The sequence below is a fragment of the Halobacillus sp. GSS1 genome (assembly GCF_017307035.1).
Classification (GTDB): Bacteria; Bacillota; Bacilli; order Bacillales; family Halobacillaceae; genus Halobacillus; species Halobacillus litoralis.
The window spans coordinates 74,911-97,422 of sequence record NZ_JAFLHE010000011.1; the positions used below are offsets into that span (position 1 = coordinate 74,911).

Consider the following 22,512-nt stretch of genomic DNA (forward strand, 5'->3'; position numbering starts at 1 on the left):
CTAAACTTCTTAATCGAATGTATAGTCTAACCTTACATGTAACCTCGGTCCTGTAAAACAACCCTGAGAATGGAGTTTTCTCCGCCTCTGGTCGGAGGGATGTTTAAACCGAAGAGTGATGGGAATATCTAAAGTAGAGCAATTAAGAAAGGATGTTGTTGTATGGATCAAAAATTGCAAAATTTAATCGATGGACTCAATGAAGACTTGGCTCATGAGTATGCAGCTTCTATTATGTACACGAATAATGCAGCTGTTGTTACAGGGCTCTACCGTTCTGTCCTCAAGCCATTTTTCGAGAGTGAAGTGACTGATGAACAAGGACACGCTCTTTATTTAGCTGAAAAAATCAGCACGCTGGGCGGTACTCCGACGACAACACCTGCGGAAGTCAAACAGATGACTGAAGTGAGACCAATGTTAGAAGAAGCACGAGAAGCGGAGCGTCAGACGATTAAGCGGTATGAGGAGCGTAAAGCACAAGCAGAGGAACTTGGCCTAACCGAATTATCCGTGAAACTTGATGATATGATTGCAGACGAGACCGGTCATATGGAAGAAATCGGTCGTTTACTACAAGATTCCCGTTTACAAGATTAACTTTTTTAACCCCCTGTCCAAAACAGGGGGTTTTTCTTTTTCCCGGAATAGCACACATTTGAGAATATTCTGAATGTATATTACAATTTATAAAAATAGTTGCCAAACTTCACTAAGATGGCAAGGAGGAAAAGACAATGTGGGAGAACATCTTTCAAGCGATTGATGAACAATACGGGAAAATGGTTGAAACTCGCCGTCATTTGCACCAATATCCAGAAGTATCATTCAAGGAAGAGAAGACGGCACAGTTTATTGCCGATACATATGAGGAGTTGGGAATTCCGTATGAAAGTAACATTGGAGGAAATGGAGTTCTAGCCAGGCTTGAAGGTGGGCTACCGGGGAAGACGGTCGCGCTGAGAGCAGATTTTGATGCCCTTCCTATTCAGGAGGAAAATGACGTACCTTATAAATCCAAAAATGAAGGGGCCATGCATGCGTGTGGTCATGATGGACATACCGCAGCTCTTTTAGGGCTCGCCGAAGCTCTTCTACCCTTTAAAGAAGAACTTCCAGGAACAATCGTTTTCCTTCATCAGCACGCTGAAGAGTATGCGCCTGGGGGAGCAAAACCAATTGTCGAATCAGGAGTTCTTACGGATGTAGATGCTGTGTTCGGCACTCATTTATGGGTGAATGCTCCAACAGGAGTCATCCAAACGTCTAAAGGACCTTTTATGGCCGGAGCAGATCGATTCGAAATCAAAGTTCAAGGCAAAGGTGGACATGGGGCCCAGCCACATCAAACAAAAGACGCGATCGTCATCGCCTCTCAAATGGTTTCTTCCTTGCAGCAAATCGTCAGCCGTCGGATAGATCCATTGAGAACAGCTGTCCTAACAGTGGGAACGTTTGAATCAGGGACCACATTTAATGTCATTGCGGATTCAGCAACCTTAACCGGTACAGTGAGAACTTTTGATCCTGAAGTTCAAAACTTGATCATTGAAGAAATGGAAAAAGTTATAAAAGGAACATGTGATGCAAACGGCGCCACCTACGAGTTTATTTATGAAAAAGGATACCCTCCCGTTGTCAATCACCCCGAAGAAGCGGACTTAGTTTTACAACACGCCCACAAGGCGGACCCGTCTTTACGTACAGAAGAAATCGAACCGGTCATGGCTGGAGAAGATTTCGCTTATTACTTATTAGATAAGCCTGGCACCTTTTATTTTACAGGCGCTCAAATTCCAGATCATTACTACCCACACCACCACCCGAAATTTGATTTCGATGAAAAAGCACTGCCCCACGCAGCTAAAACATTATTCCAATCATTTATTAGTTATCAAGAACGTTAAAGTAAGCGGAGGCGGCTGGTTTGAATGGTCGTCTCCCCTAATTGTTCAAGAAGTCTCCCATTAGCCACATACCCTACGATAGCACCGAATCCCGGAAGAAGTTGCAGAAGCTTCACAAGATCCAGGGTATCCCTATACTCTATTTGTAAGGCCTTCCAGTCCACGTTCTTCTCTTTCATTTCTAAATCGTTCCATTCTAAAACTTTACGTTTCACTTCCCCGCGGACCTTGTCACTGGAAAAAGCGAGCATAAACACATGAAGCAAGTAGACCCTCTCTTCATACGAATGGACATTCCATCCATAAACCTGAGCTGCATCAAATAAAAACTTCATCTTTATGCTTAATAATAGTGGGAAATCAGCTACTCCCAGCCAAAAACCTCCAAAACCCGTCCCAGCACCTTCCACGGATGCTGTTTTCTTATATGTTTTAACTAATTCACGGACTTGCCTCTCCCGTTCTTCAAAACTCCAATCCGGATGGACTTTTACTGGGCGGATGTACTCCGATGTTGTTAATGCAGCCTCTATCATAGCACGCACACTATCTGTCACCACACCGTGGACACGATCAGGAATCTTTTCATTTATCCTGGACTGCACTTGTTTAGAGCTCCTCTGGATAATAGACGATCGTTTATCCAAGGATTTACTCCAACGCAAGGCTTCCTGTTTAGCTTTTTCTTCATAATTCAAATTGAGCACCTCCGAATATTTCAATTACAATGAAGTATGGATGAAATTAGATATAAAACAGGGAAGACTGCTTAAGTAGTCTTCCCTGTTACGTCAATTTCTTTTTCACATAGTTTTGTATAAAAAGATAACTGAAGATACTTCCACCTACCCATACGAGTACAAGACCTATAAGGTTCCATTGAATGATAAACAATAGACCGAATAAGAACGTTTGAAACAACATGATCTGCTGTAACCACTGCAGAATTGCTCTTTCTTTCCATTCTTTCTTAACTGGATATAGATCCAGCCAGGCAATCGTACGGTGGTGATTCCACAATGTCATCATTTGAAAAGCACTCAAGTAGAGAAATAGAATGGCAAACGCTACCTTAACCCATAGATTGGATACAAACCAAATGGCGAGTGCACCAATCACTATTAGCCGGATGTACATACCTAAATAATCGCTGCTTCGTATAAAAGTGATTTTATACAAATAGGAAAAGGTCTGGTTTTGCCGGTAAGGAACCCGATCCACAATCGCTCGTACAAGAGTGTTGCGCTTTTTCACTGTATTTTTTAAATGAGGAACATCCACAAACATATTGGCAATTCTGTAAAAGGCCCTCATTCTCTGCTGATCTTTTTCTACAAGTAAATCCCAGGCGAGTCCAGCTTTTTGTCTGGAGAGAGAGTAGGTGTAAAGGACGACACCTACAAGCAGTACCGTCACGATACTCGCATAAATCCACTCTCCCTGAGCGAGAAAATAAAAAATGGTAATGTTCAATAATACTTTTATGACCTGGTCCATGAATCGTATCCTGGGGCTTCTCTCTTTCAACATCCACCAGTTTGACATCATGTTCCAAACTTTAATGACAAGAACTACACCGATCATCATTAAATAATGCCGGGTACCAAGGTCTGGATAGGAGGCAAAATACAAAGGACCCAGGGCTGCCGATACAAGCAAAATGAGATAAAGCTGAACAACGTAACTGTAATATAAACAGCGTCTGAAGTAATCACCCAATTGATACTCACCTGGAAGCAGGAAAACCAAGTCCGGCTCTTTGAGAAGTGTACGAACCGGGCTGTAGCCTGTGATGAATCCAAACGCGAGCGCCACAATCCATACGGTAGGAAAATCCGCCGGCAGGTCTTGCAGCCATTGCCGATAGTAATAAGCGAGAGCTGAAATAAAGAACAACAAGGCAAAACCAATGTGTTCATTAAAAATATACCTTAAGTAACGGCCGGTCTCTTTTGTGTGTTCAGAGAAACGCTTTTTCCAGAACTCTTTCGCATTAATCATATTGTTCTTCCTTTGTCAGCTGCACGTAGATATCATCAAGAGATGCTCCAGGCTGATTGAATGACGTGCGCAGCTCTTCCAGTGTCCCTTTAGCTCTAATCTCGCCTTCATGGAGGATGATAAAACGATCACAATACCTCTCTGCTGTAGCGAGAATATGAGTGGACATCAGAATTCCTGCACCTTTTTCTTTCATCTCCTCCATCAACTGCAGGTAGGATTGTATGCCGAGAGGATCCAAGCCAACAAAAGGTTCATCGACGATATAGAGGTCAGGTTCAATTAGAAAGGCACACATGATCATGACCTTCTGACGCATCCCTTTAGAGAAGTGCACAGGGAACCATTTAAGCTTTTTCTCCATACGAAATTCTTTGAGAAGCGGCTGCAGCCTTTGTTTGAATACATCTTCTGGTACATTGTAGGCCATAGCCGTCAAATGCAAGTGTTCATACAGTGTCAATTCATCATATAAGATCGGCATCTCAGGGATATAACCGAGCTGCTGCCGATACTCTTCAGGGTTTTCTTCGAATGATGTTCCATTGATTGATACTTTTCCTCTTTTCGCCTGCATCATTCCAATGATGTGTTTGATGGTCGTACTTTTCCCCGCACCATTCAAACCGATGAGGCCGACGATTTCATTCGGGTGGACATCGAAAGATATGCCATGCAGTACATTTTTATGGGTGTATCCTCCATGGAGGTCTTTAATATGTAATAAAGGTTCCATCTTATCCCTCACTTCATTAATTTTCCTGCACAAATTTTATCATACTTTACCATCCGTTACACTTTTCACTCACCGTCTTCATCGAGTTTTCTCTCTTTGATATGGTACAATGCTATCAAATAGAAAGGAGTGTTTGCATATGGCAGATGAATGCATCTTCTGCAAAATCATTGATGGGGGAATTCCTTCAGCGAAAGTGTATGAAGACGATGAGGTGTACGCTTTTCTTGATATCAGTCAAGTAACCAAAGGCCACACACTGGTTATTCCTAAACAGCATTGCCAGGACATTTACAACACACACCCAGAAACAGCTGAAAAACTCTTCGCAAGAGTTCCGAAAATCGCAAATGCAATTAAAGAAACCTATGCTCCTATTGGTTTAAACGTCTTAAACAACAATGAGGAAGCAGCGGGCCAATCCGTATTCCACCTACATATCCACCTGATCCCGAGATATGGTGAAGGGGATGGATTCGGTGCAAAGTGGGAAGTCCACTCCGATGATTATTCCAAAGAAGAACTACAGACCATCGCTGGTGAGATCAACCATCATATCTCTGGTTAAATGGATTGATTTCTTTAAGAGAAAACTGCTATAATACTACCATACATTCGCAAACGGTCATGAGGACACGGTTGGAGTGTAAATTCAGATGAGTTTAGAATAGTTGAGGAGAGATGTTTAAATGAATATTCGTGTTTTAGTCATGTTATCTTTATTTGTAGGAATTGGTGCTGTTCTGCATGCTGTCGCACCCCCATTCTTTTTCGGGATGCGGCCGGATATGATGCTCGCCATGATGTTTCTTGGAATTTTATTGTTCCCGAAACCATCTTACGTCCTATTATTATCTTTAGCGACAGGCTTCATCTCAGCCATGACAACCACCGTTCCAGGCGGCCAACTGGCCAATATCATCGATAAGCCTTTCACAGCATTTGCTTTCTTCGGGCTTGTCCTATTGACTAAAAAAATATCACATCAAAAATTCGTACAGCCTGCTTTAGCAGCCATTGGTACGATGATCAGTGGCTCCATCTTCTTAGGTGTTGTCTTATATATCATCGGCCTTATGGAAGCGAGCTTCGGCCTTATGTTTGCTACAGTTGTTCTACCCGCAGCAGCATTCAACGTGCTTTTCGTAGCCATCATGTACCCGATTGCTCAAAAGATTTTAAAAAGAACAAACCTTGCTAAAGCCGCTCAACCAGCCTCTTAAAGAGGGTATACAGAATGAACCTTGACTTACACCAAAGGCACTACATCAAATGTAGTGCCTTTGCTTTACCTTCTCATCCTAAGAATATTTTTTTATGTTTTTAAGGTTTCATTCATACATATTAAGAGAAAATATAAAATAGAGAGTGATTGAAAGGAGACTGACAGATATGCCGAATGGAAAATCATTAGCGCTGGGTTTCTTAGTCGGGGGCGTCGTTGGAGCAGCTTATACGTTACTGAACACCCCTTCTTCCGGTCGTGATTTTAGAGAAAATGCCAAACTGAAAAGTGAGAATTTGAAAAATACGGTTCTCAGCTTAAAAGAAGAAGGAATGCAATTGAAAGATCAGATCGCTCAGACTTCTAAAGAAGGCGCAGAGCTGATCAAAGAGCTTTCTGAAGATGTGAAAACATCCATTGAAAGCTGGAAGCGCACGGTTGAACCACACCAAAAAAATATTCAAAAGTATTTAGAACAAATTGAAGCAAGCTTGAAAGAACTGGAAGAAAAAGCAAAAGCTGAGCAAGCAGATCACACGACTCAACCCAGTCATGATGTTATCAACCACCAATAACCAATCCCTCCCGCCTCGAGCGGGATTTTTTATGTTTGTCCTTTTCCCCTATCTATATTCACCCCCATGTCGTTCTATTCCGTTATTAAAGTATATGGCAGGATTGTGGAAGACTCAGTTTCGAGATGTTTTTTGAGTGGATAGGGGCTACGGTCACTTTCCACGGGAGCGCGATGAGCCTCCTCAGGCTGACGCCTTGTGGAGTCTCACCTAGCACTTTTTTCCCGCAGGAGTCTCGCCATTCCTCTCCGCCCACTAACCAAAGAAGACACTCGAAACCACTACTTAAAAAATTAGCTCGTATGGTTATGAGAAGTGAATGATATAAACGCTACCCCATTGACGTTTAGCAAACGCAAATGCTTGATACAACGCACTATATACCCGTCTAGGGGAAAAGAATTGGAACCTTACTTATGAATACAGGTGTTCTAATCATCCACTTCCTTCAACCATTCAAGCTGACCCTTTTAGAAGTGGTTTTGAGACACTTATAAGGTCAAGGGGCGGAGGGAAACGGTGAGACTCCTATGGGACGTGTGGGACAGGTGAGACCCCGGAAGGCGTAGCCTGAGGAGGCTCATCGCCCGCCCCATGGAAAGCGAACCTTTTCCCGAAGCCCCTAGAACCACACAATCGTCTCGAAACCGAGTCTTCAAGAAAAGGGAGCATATATATAATAAGTTGCGAAATTTATCCGAGCGCAAAATAAAAACGTGTAGAGGGTTATCCTCTACACGCTTTTACGAGTTGATTATTCAGCTGCTTCTAAATCTTCAATAGAATCGACATCCATATATTCAGGAACAACTAGACCGATCTTGGCACCTTCAAGGTTCGCTCCAAGGTCTTCTAGATTGTCTTTGTTTTGCTCATACTGATCACCGTGTGTTCCTGGCAACCAAGCAGCCACCATGCCATCTGCTTCACCAGCGGCAACAGATTCCCACATCGGGCCATTATCCAGCGGTGTAATCGTAACATCAAAGCCTTGTTCCTTCATAACTTCTGCAACGACGTTTGTTGAAGCGATCTCAGAATCCCAGTTTACAAGAACAAGTTCGACTTCAGTACCGTCCACTTCTTCTGTACCTTCTGTCCAAGTATCTACTTTGTCTTGATTATTGGAAATCCAGTTTTTTGCTGCTTCTTCCGGGCTTGCTCCGTCAGTGATTTCAAGCATGACTTCTTCCATGTCCGCAGCTGTCCAGTTGAACTGGTCTAAGATTTTATAAGCGTTTGGTTTCTCATCTTTAAGTCCTTTACGAACCATCGTTTTAATCTGTTCTTCACCACCAAAAACTTCCTTTGGATCTTCAAGGTATTTCAAATCATACTTAGCGAATTTCCAGTGTGGCGTCCAACCAGTCACAACAATTGGCTCTTCGTTCTCAATAGCTTCACCTAGAGCTGTTGCCATTGCTCCGGAAGAAGATGTAGCAACTTCCCAACCATTCAGGTTTTCGTATTCTTCTGTTGCTTCTTCTGCAGAACTTACAACACCTGCGCCTGCTTCAATTCCGGTGATTTCATAGTCCATTTCTTCTCCGTAATTCATTTCAGAAGAGGCTTCATCACCATTAGAATCTCCTGATGTGTCTGTACCTTCCTCATCTGATGATCCACAACCTGCAGCTACAAGTGTTAAAGATAGTCCGGCAACCATGCCGAAACGTTTCCAGTTAAACATGTAAAATTCTCCCCTTTTAATAATTTTATATAGATAAAAGGTCTAAGAACCCTTTTCTAACAGTAATTAGTCACCACGTTGGGTGTTCAAGTTTTGTGTGAAACGATCAATGATGATCGCAAGTATAACGATTCCGAGACCTGCTACGAAACCAGTTCCTACTTCAGCACGCTGCAGCCCGGTTATAACCGTCTGCCCAAGTCCCTTTGCACCAATCATGGATGCAATAACAACCATGGATAATGCAAGCATGACCGTTTGGTTAATCCCAGCCATAATCGTCTTTTTAGCCATTGGCAATTGAACTTTAAATAGTTTTTGTGTTCCTGTTGTACCGAATGCATCGGAAGCCTCAATCAACTCATGGGACACCTGTCGAATTCCAAGGTTCGTAAAACGAACGGTCGGTGGTGTGGCGAAAATGACAGAAGCAAACACCCCTGGCACCATACCGATACTAAAGAAAGCCACCGCCGGAATCAGATAGACGAATGCAGGCATCGTCTGCATGAAGTCAAGGACAGGTGTAAGAATTTTCTCAGCCATTTTGCTTTTTGCCATCCAAATCCCAAATGGAACTCCTATAATAACGGAAATTAAACTGGCGAAAATAACAAGTGTAAATGTGTTCATCAACTCTTCCCATAGCTCCTGGTTAGCAATAAACCACAGGCCGATGACTGAAAAAGCCGTTAAGCCCAACTTCTTCCCCGAAGCGAAGAAGGCTAGAACACCTACAACAATAATGAACAGCCAAATGGGAATACCCATTAACCAATCTTCAGCAACAATTTCAATGAAGTCACCAAAATCTTCTTTAATAAAATCAAACAAGAATTCAAATGTATCTGTCGTCCACTCTGTGGCTGTATCAATCCATTCAGCTACAGGCAGTTTAGGAATCAATTCCATTTAAATTCACCTCACTTCCAGCTAAAGCCGCCAGTACGGCTCCTCTTACAATTACCCCTTTTAATTTTCCTTCTTCAATAACAGCTACAGGTACCGGGGAATCATGAATAATATCGAAAATCTCCTGCATTGGTGTTTGAGGCTCAACTTTCGGCACATCAGTGCGGAGAATACCCTTCAAGTTATCTGCCTCCTGTTTTACAGCAGCAGAAACATCATCAGCCGTTACATAGCCATGAAGGTTCCTTTTTGCATCCGTTACATAGATGCTGGAAAGACCTTCTTTACGCATCCGTTCAAGAGCCGTACGTGGACCGTGTTTTTGAATATCCACTGTTTCTGGTCGCTTCATAATGTTCTCAGCCGTCAAAACTTTGGAACGATCCACATCTTCAACGAACTTCTCAACGTAATCATTGGCTGGGTTGACCAGAATCTCCTCCGGTGTACCAATTTGAACAATGCGTCCATCCTTCATGAGGGCGATTCGGTCACCAATTCTCAATGCTTCATCGAGATCATGGGTAATGAACAAGATCGTTTTTTTCATGGATTCCTGCAGCTCTAATAATTCGTCCTGCATTTCTTTACGAATCAGTGGGTCCAAGGCAGAAAAGGCTTCATCCATTAATAGAACTTCCGGATCGTTGGCAAGGGCACGAGCAAGTCCAACACGCTGCTGCATCCCTCCGGAAAGTTGTCCAGGAAATTGGTGAATGTATCCACCCAACCCTACCATTTCCAAAGATTTCTTAGCTTTTTCCTTCCGCTCGTTCTTATCAATCCCCTGGACTTCAAGGCCGAACTCCGCGTTTTCCAGTACTGTACGATGTGGGAAAAGGCCAAAGCGTTGAAATACCATACTCAACTTCTCCCGTCGGACTTCTCGCAAATCTTTGCTGTCCATCTTCGCCAGATCCTGGCCATCAATATAAACACTACCTTCTGTTGGTTCGATCAAACGGTTGATCAACCGGACAAGTGTCGATTTACCACTACCTGACAGCCCCATGATGACGAAGATTTCTCCTTCTTCTACATCAAAGGACGCGCGGTTAACACCGACAGTATTGCCGGTTTTTTCGAGGATTTCGTCTTTTGATAAACCCTCATCTAAGTACTTAGTAGCCTTTTTGGCATTCTTACCGAAGATTTTCGATAAATTTTCTACTTGAATGATCGGCACGTCTCTCACCTCTTCTGTTTTTATTTATTATGGTACGTTTTGTCATTATTATTTCCGTACTCAATCAGGCACCTTACATAATGTAACCTATTTGTAATAGAAAGTTCAAACGATAAATACTTTTAATCAAGTACAAAAATTACGTACAGTTAAAACTGTACAAAGTTTAAAGGGGCATTTACGCATTTTTTCTTTTAAATGCTTTACATTAAAGCCCTTTCAGTAGTTTTTATAAAAATGGCAATTATAGTAATGTGGTACATAGATTTTTTCGAAGGAGGATCTTATGGTAGTAAAAGACCACCATTTTCTTGAAGACATGCATACGAAAGTCACACATGAATTTTCTAAAACATTGGAAATGTTTGGGCTCACTCCTGCTGATGCTAGATTATTCGTAGCTCTCTATCTGGAACAGGGTCCAATGACATTAGATGAAATGAGCGAGGCTTTGGGTAAAAGTAAAACTTCTATGAGTACAGGGGTTAGAGGTTTATTGGATCAAGGGCTCGTCGAACGAGTGTGGAAAAAAGGCTTCCGTAAGGACCTCTATCAAGCGAATGAAAACCTATATCGCAACTTCATGTCTTCCTATATAAAAAAGTGGCAGACAGCTGCAAATGGACAAATAAATACGTTTGAAAGTATGGAAGTTGAGTTAAAAGAAAGAATTCAGGAGTATGTCAATCAAGAAGAAATGGAACAGGCGGATCAACTTTACCGGCGTATGGAAGATATGGTCCGTTTTCACGAAAAGATTGCTGAAGCATTCAAAGTGATAGACCCTAACGAAAACCCCTCTGAATAACCCTTCTATTCAAACATGCGAAGATGTTTTTCCCGTCTCCGCATGTTAATTATTTTTTTAGCACATTATATCTTGATAATTTACAAAAATTTTATATGATTATAAGTGGGAAACTCTTTAAACCTAAAAGCTTTTTGCAGATAGAATAGTTTCAAAAAATACCTTAAGAGGGTGAGGTAAAATGAAGGAAAAAATCTCAAAAAGAGAAGCCATATTCTATAGTCATAAAATGGCTCAACTTTCTAAAGCACTTTGGAAGGCCATTGAAAAAGACTGGCAGGAATGGATCAAGCCATTCCAATTAAACATCAACGAACATCACATTCTGTGGATTGCTTACCATTTGAAAGGGGCAAGCATTTCCGAGATTTCCAAGTATGGTGTCATGCATGTTTCAACCGCCTTCAATTTCTCAAAGAAAATGGAAGAGCGCGGACTCCTTCAGTTTTCTAAGCGTGAAAACGACAAAAGAAACACCTATGTAGAATTAACAGATGCAGGGATTGAACTTCTTGAAGCAACGCTGAATGAGTATAATCCAGAAGATAATTCTGTACTGAGAGGCGTTATGCCAATGACAGAAATGTATGGAAAGCTTCCTGAGTTCCTAGATTTATCTGCTTTGATCAAGGAGATCTATGGAGACGAATATATAGAAATCCTGGAACGCTCACTGGAAAACATTGAAGAGGAAGCGTTAGTTCAACAACCCACGGATATTGAGGATTATAAGAAGAAATCAAGATCCTCGTAACAAATAGGAATTTAAACAAATAGAACCCATTCCAATAAACCTATATTGGAATGGGTTCTATTTATGGTGCAGACGAATGAGTTGTTTCGTCAATTCCGGGTAAATCCCCTGCTGATCAAGCGCTTCTAAAGTCTGTTCTATGGGTAGCTTGTAACAAAGCATTCCGGCAAAGTGAACCATCAAATTATTATGATGTATCAAACCGTTGTCAACATCCTCTTCGTAACGCTCCTGCAGCGTTTTTAACAACTGCAGCGTTTCCATATATTCAATTTTTGTTAAGCATTTGTCAATGACTAATTTCGTAAATGGATATTTTTTCATCTCTTCAACTTCTAATAATAAATTCAAGTGGAATTCAAAGGTTTCACATCGATATACCTTCTCCAAAATACTCCCTCCACAACCTGCTGTCACCCTTGTCATACCAAGGTTTAAAAGTTCTTACACCAAAAGAGTAAAAAGCAAATATTTTTTTTACATAAAACCTATTGCTTTTTCTCTCCAAACATACTATTATTCGTCTTGTGCCAAACAAACGAAACATAAAACGTACTACTATCATATCGATATTCATAATAAATTCACAGTATTTTTTGTTGTAAGGGAGGGATTCTTATGATGAACTGCTGGAAAACAGTAAACATCAATAAAGAATTCGGTCTGAACCGTGTTTACCTGATGTCTTTTCTTACAGGACTACTTTCATTCCTGATTTTATACCTGCCGTATTCAATGATTCACGGTACGCATGAAATGAATGATCACGGTTTTCTACCGTTGTTGGTTATTTTGTTTTTCTTACCAGCTATGCATCGCCTGATGCATATGCTGCCTTTAATGCTCAGCTATAAGCGGTTACGGGTAAAGTTCAAATTCAGAAAGCGATTTGTACCGACTTTCACCTATCAGTGTAAGACTCGACTATCAAAGAAGACATCAATCATGATGGCTCTTGCACCAACATTTTTGATTACAGTTCCTGCACTCGTCATGGGATATGTCTTCCCTCATTATTTTGCGTATCTTGTACTCTTTGCATCTGTGAATATCGGATTATCTTTTTCTGACTTTCTCTATTTAAATTATTTCGCTAAAGCACCGAAAAAGTGTTTGATCGAAAATGCCAAAGAAGGCTATGATATCTTAATTCATCAGCCAAAAGCATAAAAAAACAACGTTCAACCTTATGAACGTTGTTTTTTTATGTCTTCTTAAAGTATATGGCAGGTTTCTTGAAGACTCAGTTTCGAGACTTATGAAGAGTGGATGGGGCTGCGGGGAATAGCTCGCTTTCCGCGGGAGCGCGATGAGCCTCCTCGGACTGCGTCCTGTGGGGTCTCGCCATTCTCCTCCGCCCCTTAACCAAGTATGGTTCCCGAAACCACTTCTTAAAAAATCAGCTCTTATGGTTATGGAAGTGAATGATATAAACTCTACCCCATTGACGTTTAGAATACGCAAATGCTTGATACAACGAACTATATGCCCGCTTGGAGGAGAAGAATTAAAGCCTTACTAATGGAATTCAAGCTGCCCTTTTTGAAGTGGTTTCGAGACACTTATAAGGTAAAGGGGCGGAGGGAAACGGTGAGACTCCTATGGGACGAGTGGGACAGGTGAGACCCCGGAAGGCGTAGCCCGAGGAGGCTCATCGCCCGCCCCATGGAAAGCGATCCTTTTCCCGGAGCCCCTAAACCACACAATCGTCTCGAAACTGAGTATTCAACTAAAGGGAGCTTTAGTTGAAGTCGAAATTTGTCTTTTCGTTTCTGAATCAGACTTTTTTGTTCCAAGCGGGAAATCGGACCTGCTTTTTTCTGTTCAATCCTCCCAAACTTTGATAGAGTAGTTTCATAGGGAATAAAGGAGGTACCAACATGGCATTTGGATTCAGCTTGTACGCGCTCGTCATTTTATTCGTGTTTAACTCACTCACACATTCCTTATGCACTAAGACGAAAATGTCGAACGAAAAACAAACGCGGGTATTCCGCACGATCAACGTACTGATTACAATATTATTGATTTCTTCATATGTGGAAGTGCTTAATACACTTTAAGAACAGGCCGGAGATGGCCTGTTTTTTCTATGTCTTGTTTGATTTTCTATATTTTCACAACACAGTATAGAACACGGCCTATATAATGTGTTATATTAACTCATAGGCTGTGAGCAAATCTCTACGTCACGAAATTTCACAATAAGTTTTAGGAGTGTCAGGATTATGAAAAAAATAGCCATCACCGCTGCATTAGCAGCAAGCGTATTCACCTTGTCAGCTTGTTCATCAAATGCAGATGAATCAGAAGCTGTTGTTGAAACCAATGGTGGAGAAGTAACGAAAGAAGAATTTTATCAGGAATTGAAGTCTCAGTATGGTGAGCAAGTGCTTCAGACTCTTGTCATGAAAGAAGTTCTTGCAAATAATTACGAGGTTTCCGATGAAGAAGTAAACAAGGAACTAGACACAATTAAAGAACAATACGGCGATAATTTTGAAAACATTCTTCAGCAAAATGGCTTTGCCGATGAAGAAGCTTTCAAAGAAACCATCCGTATGAGTTTATTGCAGGAAAAAGCCGCTTCTGAAGGAATTGAAATTTCAGCAGAAGAAATGAAAAATTATTATGATCGTATGAAAACAGAGGTCCAAGCGAGTCATATCCTAGTCTCTGATGAAGAAACAGCGAAAGAAGTTAAAGAAAAAATCGATAATGGGGAAGACTTCGGAGAGTTAGCTGCTGAATATTCTTCTGATGGATCTGCTCAGCAGGGTGGTAAGCTTGGCTGGTTCGGACCTGGAGAAATGGTTGCTGAATTTGAAGATAAAGCCTATGAATTAGAGCCGGGTGAAATCAGTGAACCTGTGCAGTCTCAATTTGGGTACCATATCATTAAAGTGACGGACAAGCGTGACAAAGAAGATATCAAGCCTTATGAAGAAATGAAAGATGAAATCAAACGTACATTGACGAGTCAGAAAGTCGATCAGGCTGAGCTTCAGAAGAAGATGGACGAGCTTATGCAGAACTCTGAAATTGATGTGAAGCTGGAAGAGTTTGAAGGTCTCTTTGATAAAGAGGAAGCTCCAGTAGAAGAAGGAACAAATCCAGAGGGAAATAACTCTGAAGAAAGTTCTTCTGAAGAAGAAAATACAGAAGAATAACAAAGACCAAAAGCCAGGTGAATCACTCACCTGGCTTTTATTCTGACATCATGGCATCTCTTTTTCCGCGCCGCTCTTTCTCCTTTTCAATCCGCTTCAAATACACTTGACCTTCGCGTTCGATATACTCCTGTTCAAGGTTGTGCTCCGCTCTCATGGCGCGGATGGCCATATACCCACTTATGAATATAAAGACAATGCACAGAAAAACCCAAATCGGAAGACCGAATAACATAAATTCATCCTCCCTGCTCCTTTTGTCTCTAGTCTATGAGCGATTGAAAGCAAATATGATACAGGCTCCCTTCCCTTCTTTATGAATAGAAGAAAAAATCCGATGGGTCCAGCTGAAAAGCTGGACCCATCGGATTCTTTTACTTTTTATCTTTTTGATCAATTTTCGGAACATATTGAAAGATTTCCCCGGATTCTACCACATGAATGAATCTCATAAGCCATCGATAATAATTTTGAGCATATTCCAACCGATCGATATCCTCTGTTATTTTTGCTTGAAGATCTTCGTCTGTGGTGTTCTCTTGCAGTTCTTGGAGCTCCTGGATGGCTTCATCCGCTTCTTCAATATTCGTCTCTGTATGATGCCTCCAGCGGCTGCCAAACAAGGAAGTGAATGATTTATACCAATCTTCTTCTGACTTGTAAAGGTCTTTACGAACCCCTTTTTTAAAGGAAGGTTCGACCATCTTCATATCTGATAAAGCACGGACGCCTGTTGACATACTCGTCTTACTCATCTCCAAAGCTTCCCGCATGTCATCCAATGTCATGGGATCCTGTGAAAAGTACAGCACTCCATACAAGCGACCAATGGACGGGGTTACCCCATAAAGGCTCATATTCTTTGCTATAACCTGGATAAATTGTTCAATCGTTTCTTCGTATTTGTTCCAATCTTTATTGTTCGTTTCTGGCAATGGAAACCCTCCATTTGCTTATTCCTCAGTAATCTTAAAACATTTTATCATTAAAGTCCTTACATTGCGACCTTAATATCGATTTTAACTCAATCTCAGGACTTGAGGAGAATGAAACGCTTCTTCCAAATCTTCTCGCCATGTAAAAAGAACGACTTGGTGCTTTTTAGATAATTGCTCGAAAAGTTGAATCATCAGGTTTAATCTCTTTTGGTCAAAATGAACAAAGGCATCATCTACGAGAAACGGCAGTGACAAATCATCCGCCATTGTTTCCCCGAGAGCCAAGCGGAAAGAAACATACAATTGATCCTTTGTGCCTCGTGAAAGTTCCATTGGAAAATAAGTGAACCCCCGCTTGCTAATAACCTTAATGCGATCATCATCAGGGGAAATTTTCACATCCACATAATTTCCGTCCGTCAGTCTATGAAAATAGTTCGTAGCTTTCCTTAGAATAAGTGGCAAGTATTTTTCTTTGTACGCATGTTTCGTCTTCTCCAATGCCTTCCAGGCCAGTTGATAAGCGGCCCATTCTTCTGACTGTTTTTGAAGTTCCGCTTTTTCTTTGTGCAGTTTGTGGGTAATGTTTGAGCGTTCATCTGAGTGCTCAAGCTGCTGGATGGCACTCTGGTTATCTGCCATAGCCTGCTGAGTCTTTTTCTGTTCAGCTTCAATCTTTTGTTTTTCGCTTTGAAGTCGTTCGAGACGGGCCGAAAGTGCAGCTTTTTCTGGCACCTCCGTCCACACAAGGTAATCCTGCTGCTCTCTTTCCGACAACATGCGCTGCAGCTGACGTTCTAAATCCTGGAGCTGCTTTTCCTGCTCCTCTTGTTTTTCCCTCTGCTTCGCCCTTGTGTAAAAGTCTTCTTCCTTCTCCACCCTGACTTCTTTGAAAAGTTCCTGTTGCTGATCCACATAAGTAGAAAGCTTCACATTAATATTTTTCACACGTTTATACAAGGCTTCCAACTGCTCTTCTGCCTGGATGATTTTCTGTCTGTTATGACGCTTCTCCTGGACCCACTCTTTCAAACGATTCCACTGGTGTTCCATATTCTCTTCGTAGAATTCCCACTTTTCTCTTCTACAAAACGCTTCCAGATTTTTTTTGATATGGTTGATTACGGAAGACTGCTTCTCTTTGTCCTGAAGCAGCCGTTTCTGCGTGCGTTTTTTTTCTTTCAATTGTGACAAAAGATGATAGAGCTTTTCCCAGTGCTCCACGTCTAAATAAGCTAGGAAAGGATAGAGATTTCTTTGTTCGTCGAGAGTGCTTTCCAACCTTCTTTTTCGTTGTTGCAGATGGTGAGTCTTCTCCTGCAGCCGAATCTCTTCCTGGTTCAACTGCTTCCACTGCTCGCGGAGATGATGATACTCATTTTTTTGAGCATCATATTTCTGAAGCTGTGCCCTCGCTTGTTCCATTTCTTCAACCGGAATGGATGTCTTCATATTTTGCCTGGAGGTTTCCACTATCTTTTTGTGATAGCTGTAACTGTACAAGGCAAGAAGAGCGGCTATGGCCAAACACACGATAAATAGCACCATTCCTTCCAGGAACCCGCCAATCCCCAATGAAAATACGGCTAATACTCCCCCTAACAAGCGTCTATTCCTTAAGTCTGTTATGTCTTGGTCAGACGCTGCTGCCGTCTGATAGCTCCTCTGCAACTTTTCTTCATATTCTTTGGCTGTTTCCTCACCAATCCTCTCGTTCTCTATCAAATGTTTACGTTCCTCTATCTTTTCAAACTCCCGATTGATGTCAGCGGATTGTTCCTGGATATATGCTTCCTCACGTTCCACTTCATCTTTTTCCTTCTTCAAAGCCCGCCATGTTTCTTCAATATAAAAAGGCAGCGGATATTCCTCTAGATCATCTATATCCAATGGCACATCAATATGACTTTTATCTTCCTCTACCTGTTCATCAATACGACTGATCTGTTGTAAAAGGCGCTCAAGCTCAGAGACAGCTTGTTCATACTTTGGATATCCTGTTTCCAGGAGCTTTTCTCCTTCTTCTTCTCGAGATGGATCGCCTCCGTCTTCCAAGTGTTGAATAGAGGCTTCAAGTTCCTCTATATTTGTTTCCAATAGCTTTTGTTCCGATTGAAGAGGCAACAGGACTTCCTTCACTTGTTGATAACGCTCCACCCCGGCTTCAGGAAATGAAATTCTGTTTTGCTTCTCTACTTCATCCTTTATTAAATGGTAATCAACAATTATAGATCTCACTTTCAGGACTTGTTCTGTTATGTAGATTTGATTGATGGTTTCCTGCCAGTTCTCCCCAAGTGTTCGTATGCGTTCATTCAATGTATCTTTTGTTTGTTGAAGCCGTATATAGTTTTCTTCTTCCTCATCCAATATTTTTTTCTTCTGCTGCAACTCTTCAACCACTCGAAGCTGCTCATTAATGAGCGGCTTCTTTCCGTTCGGCTTGAAACGTTCATCCATTTGTTTTTGAAGCCATTTTTCTGTCTGATAAATTTGATCAGATCCAGTTAACCCGATATTCAAAAGGGCCTCTCCTAGCTCATGACCTGATAAATTCTTTAATTCCATCAAGTCCTCCGCATTAAAACTATAGGTGGATTCAAATACCCTGCGTTCCATTCCATCCAGCAAGTTCCGAAGCCATGATTCATCCTTTTCCTCCCCCGTCTCCAAACGGCAGATCGCTTTTCCGTTCTCATGTTCGTGTTTTCTCTCAATCGTCACTCTTCCATATTGTTCAGTTGAAAGAACAAGACGCCCACCCATGCTTCCACCGGTTTTAGGTACGAAAGACAACCGTTGCTTTGGAGGCAGCCCAAATAACATAAACAAGATAAATTCATAGAGCGTCGACTTTCCTGCTTCATTTTCCCCTATGATAAGATGAGGAGGTGGATCAGTTAAATCCAAAGAATAATCCTTCCACTTGCCAAATCCGAATATGAATAAATGGATGATCTTCAAATTGTCCTCCTCCTCTCATGGTTAATCATCCGTTCCAACAGAAGTGTTTTCGTTTGTTCGATCACATCTGACGTTTCTTCACCTTTAATCGGGTGTATATACTTGGAAGCTTTTCGATGGTTGAACAAAGGAGAAAGCCACTCTTCTATTTCTTCTTCATTTAATTCAGAAATAGTCCGCAATAGTTCACCAGTAAAATGAGAACCCCCCATTAACTCCTCTTCATCCCATGTTGCGCGACCTTCGATCTTGATTTCCTCAATCCAGACCCAATCATCTGAACCAAAGTCTTCATTCTCATTAACGACTTCCACCCATTCTTGGATATCCTCTATAGAGCCTGCATATCCCACCAACGTGATTGTCAACATGACAGGAGAACCGCCAGCGACTTCTCCTTTCGCTCTCTCCAACACTCTCTCCAATTCTTCAGATGGTGTATTCTCAAGATCATCCACCGTGGTGGAGACATATGTAATGCTCTGCAGGGGAACAAAATGATAATTCCATTCTCCAGAAATGTGTTCGACAAGGTAACACCCTTTTTCTCCCGATTCCTTTCGTGATCTCCCCTGGATATTCCCAGGGTACAGGGCGGGTGGATCCGTCGATAGAACTGACCGTTTGTGGATGTGCCCCAAGGCCCAATAGTCCAGTTCCTGCCTCCTCAACTCCTGCAATGAAAAAGGTGCGTATACATCATGGTCTGTATTCGTATCCAGACTGCCGTGAAGCATTCCAATGTGATAGTCCGCCCCCTCTTCCTTGGTAAAGAACGGGACTTTGCGATCTCGAACTTCTCTTGTCTCATAGCTGAATCCATAAATATGAGCCAGTACCTCCCCATTCTTCTCAAAAGAGTGATGGGCAACATTCTGACTTTGAAAAATATGTACATTGTCGGGCATTTTAATGGGTAATGTTTTCCCCTCTATATAGTCGTGGTTACCATAACTGATATAAACATGAATATCCATTTCTTGAAGACGTTCAAACCCACGTCTAAGATGAACCTGAGCTTTAATACTCCGAATTTCCTCATTGTATAAGTCACCAGCAATCAATAGAAAATCCACCTTATTTTCTATACAAGCATGAATTAAACGGTCGAACGCTTCGAACGTACTTTGTCGCAGCCTTTCTAACAATTCACCCGGTAAGTATCCCTTTGTTTTAAAAAGGCTGTCGATATGTAAATCTGCGCTGTGAATGAATCGAATCGATGACTCCAACATGATCAGCCTCCTATTCTATGATTACTTTCATTTTAACAGAGCCAAAAACCGAATGCACGTTCTCATACTATAAGAAACAAAAGGACAGGTTTCTTCTGTGATCCATCCATCTCATGAGTTTTTAGCATATGTACAGTCAAAACAAAAAACCCCTTAACAAAGGGGTTTTTCACTACTTCTCTTTTTTAGAGAGCTGTAAAGCCGTTTTTAAATCTTTTAAGGAAGTGGACTTCCCATACATCAGTACACCGCCACGGTAGACCCGTGCGCCAATCAACGCAAGCACAAGGATGGATCCGACGAGGATACCGATTGATAAAGCGACTTCCCAAATCGGTATTTCCAACATCCCTACACGTAAAAACATGATCAGTGGTGTAAAGAACGGGAAATAAGAACTGACCGTGATGAAAGTGGAATCAGGGATGCCAAGGCCGAACATCGCAATGAGGAAACCAGCTACAACCAGCATAATCATAGGTGCCAATAATTGCTGCGCATCCTCCAGGCGACTGACGAGAGACCCCAAAGTCGCCGCTAAGGTAGCATAAAGCAAATAGCCAAGAATGAAGAAAACCACGGCATAAATGATTGTACCAGGATTGATGTCGTCAAAGCCGAAGAAACTAAGCATTGAACCATCTCCAAGTGTTTTGCTCTGTTGGATGCCCAAGTACCCTGCCAATATAAGGATAGCGAATTGCGTCAATCCTAACAAAGCAATGCCGAAAATTTTCGCAAACATCTGAGAAACTGGCGATACACTGGAAACTAAAATTTCCATGACGCGACTGGATTTTTCTGTGGCTACCTCCGTAGAGATCATCTGCCCATACATGATCACAGAGAAGTAAAGGAAAAAGAGCATTACGTACACAAGTCCGCGTGTCTGGTTGAGTTCTTCTGCCGTTTTTGCACTCTCTTCCAACGCTACGAGCTCAAAGCTTACAGGAGCATTCATTTGTTGAATAATGGCAGGATCGACATCAGCCTGCTTCGTCACATACTGAACTTTCAGTTGTTGAAGCGCCTGGCGGACTGGATCGCTTTCTCCTGTGTTCGCGATTTTATTCGCATAATAAGTCGCTTCAGGCAGCCCCTCTTCTCCTTGTTCCACTTCAACAGCAGATTGAAAGTCCCCTTCTTCTACCGCTGCTTGAGCTTCCTCAAGGGTTCCCTCATATTCTTCAAGGCTGAGATTGTCATTCATCGACACGACCTGATTTAGTGATTGGAACCATTCTTCATTGTCCGTCAGAACAGCCACTTTCTTTTCTTCATCCACGTCACTGAATGTCTCGATGATGGATTGAAGATTAGATAAAGCAAAAATAAGTGCTACAGTAATAATTGTCGTAATTAGAAAGGATTTCGATTTCACACGGTTTTTATAGGTCTGAGCAACCATAATAAAGAACTTATTCATAAGAAGCACCCACCTTTTCGATAAAGATATCATTCAAAGTCGGCTCTTCTAGATCAAATTTGCGTACAAATCCTTTTCCTTGCAGTTCTTCAAAAATACGCTGAGCAATTTCCTCACTCTCAATCTGGATTTCACAGCCATCTCCCAATGGCTTATATTTTGTTACTCCAGGGACCCTTTCCAAATAAGCAAGGTCAAAATCTGCGATGACTTTCACATTCTTTTTCCCGAATGATTTTTTAATCTCTTTCAACTTTCCATGAACCACCGGTGAGCCGTGATGGAGAATACAAAGACTTTCACACAATTCCTCTACATGCTCCATCCGGTGTGAGGAGAACACAATCGATGTTCCATCTTCTTTCAAATCAATGACTGCTTTTTTCAACATTTCCACATTAACGGGGTCAAGACCAGAAAAAGGCTCATCCAATATCAACAATTTTGGTTTATGTAACACAGCTGAGATGAACTGGATTTTCTGCTGATTTCCTTTTGATAATTCTTCAACTTTCTTATTTTTATATTCTGGTACCTTAAACCGATCAAGCCAATGCCCAATCTGTTGAACGGCCTCTGACTTTTTCATCCCTCTTAATTTCGCTAAATAAACCAGTTGTTCCTGGACCTTCAGCTTGGGATAAAGTCCTCTTTCCTCCGGTAAATAGCCGATTAAATGACTCTGATCATAGCCAATATCTCCACCATTCCAGGATATTTCACCTCTGGTTTGATCTAATAAACCGAGAACCATGCGAAAGGTAGTGGTTTTACCCGCTCCGTTCGCACCTAGAAAACCAAAGATCTGTTTTTCCGGAATTTCCAATGACAAGTCATCAACGGCTGTAAAAGACCCGAACCTTTTCGTCACTTTCTCCAATCGTAGCGTCATCATTTCTCCCCCTTTTCTCCTTATGTACGTAATTTATAACTCAATGGTTTCATTCATCCTTATCCGTTCTTAAAAAAACTTTTATTAAAGAAT

General features: G+C 41.6%; 23 protein-coding genes. 10 read left to right on the plus strand and 13 right to left on the minus strand.

The window, feature by feature from the left end; all coding sequences use genetic code 11:
- The first annotated feature begins 162 nt into the window (after positions 1-162).
- Positions 163-600: a ferritin-like domain-containing protein gene (locus J0K78_RS16325; RefSeq protein ID WP_160916976.1), complete on the plus strand. Its 438-nt coding sequence runs from the start codon at positions 163-165 to the stop codon at positions 598-600.
- 137 nt (positions 601-737) lie between these two features.
- Positions 738-1,907 (plus strand): M20 metallopeptidase family protein, encoded by a 1,170-nt coding sequence (locus J0K78_RS16330; RefSeq protein ID WP_206947987.1) that lies wholly within the window; start codon positions 738-740, stop codon positions 1,905-1,907.
- Here J0K78_RS16330 and J0K78_RS16335 read toward each other — a convergent pair.
- From J0K78_RS16335 to J0K78_RS16345, 3 genes are all read right to left on the minus strand, one after another.
- Entirely contained in the window at positions 1,904-2,614 is a 711-nt protein-coding gene (locus J0K78_RS16335) for an EcsC family protein (protein ID WP_370551161.1), read from the minus strand. The genes J0K78_RS16330 and J0K78_RS16335 overlap by 4 nt on opposite strands.
- A gap of 79 nt (positions 2,615-2,693) precedes the next feature.
- Positions 2,694-3,908 (minus strand): ABC transporter permease, encoded by a 1,215-nt coding sequence (locus J0K78_RS16340; RefSeq protein ID WP_206947989.1) that lies wholly within the window; start codon positions 3,906-3,908, stop codon positions 2,694-2,696.
- Positions 3,901-4,644: an ABC transporter ATP-binding protein gene (locus tag J0K78_RS16345; protein ID WP_206947990.1), complete on the minus strand. Its 744-nt coding sequence runs from the start codon at positions 4,642-4,644 to the stop codon at positions 3,901-3,903. Before J0K78_RS16345 ends, J0K78_RS16340 begins: the two co-directional genes overlap by 8 nt.
- Positions 4,645-4,783: 139 nt before the next feature.
- Between J0K78_RS16345 and J0K78_RS16350 the strand changes: the two genes are divergently transcribed.
- The 3 genes from J0K78_RS16350 to J0K78_RS16360 all read left to right on the plus strand — a co-directional run bounded on the left by J0K78_RS16350 (position 4,784) and on the right by J0K78_RS16360 (position 6,444).
- A complete protein-coding gene (locus J0K78_RS16350; protein ID WP_206947991.1) occupies positions 4,784-5,212 on the plus strand; it encodes an HIT family protein in 429 nt (142 codons plus the stop codon).
- A gap of 121 nt (positions 5,213-5,333) precedes the next feature.
- Complete coding sequence (locus J0K78_RS16355) at positions 5,334-5,867, plus strand: tryptophan transporter (protein ID WP_160916965.1); 534 nt, start codon at positions 5,334-5,336, stop codon at positions 5,865-5,867.
- Between the two features lie 169 nt (positions 5,868-6,036).
- Positions 6,037-6,444 carry a YtxH domain-containing protein gene (locus J0K78_RS16360; RefSeq protein ID WP_160916963.1) on the plus strand — a complete coding sequence of 136 codons (408 nt, stop codon included), beginning with the start codon at positions 6,037-6,039 and terminating at the stop codon, positions 6,442-6,444.
- 754 nt (positions 6,445-7,198) lie between these two features.
- Here the strand turns inward: J0K78_RS16360 and J0K78_RS16365 are convergent.
- The 3 genes from J0K78_RS16365 to proV all read right to left on the minus strand — a co-directional run bounded on the left by J0K78_RS16365 (position 7,199) and on the right by proV (position 10,232).
- A complete protein-coding gene (locus J0K78_RS16365) occupies positions 7,199-8,134 on the minus strand; it encodes a glycine betaine ABC transporter substrate-binding protein (RefSeq protein WP_206947992.1) in 936 nt (311 codons plus the stop codon).
- A gap of 66 nt (positions 8,135-8,200) precedes the next feature.
- Positions 8,201-9,046 carry an ABC transporter permease gene (locus tag J0K78_RS16370; RefSeq protein ID WP_206947993.1) on the minus strand — a complete coding sequence of 282 codons (846 nt, stop codon included), beginning with the start codon at positions 9,044-9,046 and terminating at the stop codon, positions 8,201-8,203.
- Complete coding sequence (proV, locus tag J0K78_RS16375; RefSeq protein WP_160916957.1) at positions 9,030-10,232, minus strand: glycine betaine/L-proline ABC transporter ATP-binding protein ProV; 1,203 nt, start codon at positions 10,230-10,232, stop codon at positions 9,030-9,032. Before proV ends, J0K78_RS16370 begins: the two co-directional genes overlap by 17 nt.
- Before the next feature lie 286 nt (positions 10,233-10,518).
- Between proV and J0K78_RS16380 the strand changes: the two genes are divergently transcribed.
- The gene (locus J0K78_RS16380; protein WP_206947994.1) at positions 10,519-11,040 is read left to right on the plus strand and encodes a GbsR/MarR family transcriptional regulator; all 522 of its coding nucleotides are present in this window, start codon (positions 10,519-10,521) and stop codon (positions 11,038-11,040) included.
- Between the two features lie 181 nt (positions 11,041-11,221).
- Positions 11,222-11,794, plus strand: a complete 573-nt coding sequence (locus J0K78_RS16385; protein WP_160916954.1) for an HTH-type transcriptional regulator Hpr — start codon at positions 11,222-11,224, stop codon at positions 11,792-11,794.
- A 57-nt stretch (positions 11,795-11,851) separates the two neighbouring features.
- Here J0K78_RS16385 and J0K78_RS16390 read toward each other — a convergent pair whose 3' ends face one another.
- Entirely contained in the window at positions 11,852-12,184 is a 333-nt protein-coding gene (locus J0K78_RS16390; RefSeq protein WP_206947995.1) for a DUF1878 family protein, read from the minus strand.
- A 228-nt stretch (positions 12,185-12,412) separates the two neighbouring features.
- Here J0K78_RS16390 and J0K78_RS16395 point away from each other — a divergent pair, with 228 nt between their 5' ends.
- The 3 genes from J0K78_RS16395 (at position 12,413) to J0K78_RS16405 (ending at position 14,964) form a co-directional block, all read left to right on the plus strand.
- On the plus strand, positions 12,413-12,964 hold the full coding sequence (locus J0K78_RS16395; RefSeq protein WP_160916950.1) for a DUF3267 domain-containing protein: 552 nt from the start codon (positions 12,413-12,415) through the stop codon (positions 12,962-12,964).
- 710 nt (positions 12,965-13,674) lie between these two features.
- Positions 13,675-13,857, plus strand: coding sequence for a hypothetical protein (locus J0K78_RS16400; protein WP_035510066.1), 183 nt, complete (start codon positions 13,675-13,677; stop codon positions 13,855-13,857).
- Positions 13,858-14,022: 165 nt separating this feature from the next.
- Positions 14,023-14,964 carry a peptidylprolyl isomerase gene (locus J0K78_RS16405; protein ID WP_206947996.1) on the plus strand — a complete coding sequence of 314 codons (942 nt, stop codon included), beginning with the start codon at positions 14,023-14,025 and terminating at the stop codon, positions 14,962-14,964.
- Positions 14,965-15,001: 37 nt separating this feature from the next.
- On the opposite strand, the gene J0K78_RS16410 is transcribed toward J0K78_RS16405, so the two are convergent.
- The 6 genes from J0K78_RS16410 to J0K78_RS16435 all read right to left on the minus strand — a co-directional run bounded on the left by J0K78_RS16410 (position 15,002) and on the right by J0K78_RS16435 (position 22,419).
- On the minus strand, positions 15,002-15,199 hold the full coding sequence (locus J0K78_RS16410; protein WP_146814291.1) for a sporulation YhaL family protein: 198 nt from the start codon (positions 15,197-15,199) through the stop codon (positions 15,002-15,004).
- Positions 15,200-15,338: 139 nt separating this feature from the next.
- A complete protein-coding gene (locus J0K78_RS16415; RefSeq protein WP_206947997.1) occupies positions 15,339-15,899 on the minus strand; it encodes a GbsR/MarR family transcriptional regulator in 561 nt (186 codons plus the stop codon).
- 84 nt (positions 15,900-15,983) lie between these two features.
- Positions 15,984-18,866 carry an ATP-binding protein gene (locus J0K78_RS16420; protein ID WP_206947998.1) on the minus strand — a complete coding sequence of 961 codons (2,883 nt, stop codon included), beginning with the start codon at positions 18,864-18,866 and terminating at the stop codon, positions 15,984-15,986.
- The gene (locus tag J0K78_RS16425) at positions 18,863-20,101 is read right to left on the minus strand and encodes a metallophosphoesterase family protein (RefSeq protein WP_206947999.1); all 1,239 of its coding nucleotides are present in this window, start codon (positions 20,099-20,101) and stop codon (positions 18,863-18,865) included. The genes J0K78_RS16420 and J0K78_RS16425 overlap by 4 nt, the downstream gene beginning before the upstream one ends.
- 172 nt (positions 20,102-20,273) lie before the next feature.
- The gene (locus tag J0K78_RS16430) at positions 20,274-21,527 is read right to left on the minus strand and encodes an ABC transporter permease (RefSeq protein ID WP_206948000.1); all 1,254 of its coding nucleotides are present in this window, start codon (positions 21,525-21,527) and stop codon (positions 20,274-20,276) included.
- The gene (locus J0K78_RS16435) at positions 21,520-22,419 is read right to left on the minus strand and encodes an ABC transporter ATP-binding protein (RefSeq protein ID WP_206948001.1); all 900 of its coding nucleotides are present in this window, start codon (positions 22,417-22,419) and stop codon (positions 21,520-21,522) included. The genes J0K78_RS16430 and J0K78_RS16435 overlap by 8 nt, the downstream gene beginning before the upstream one ends.
- Positions 22,420-22,512 lie beyond the last annotated feature (93 nt).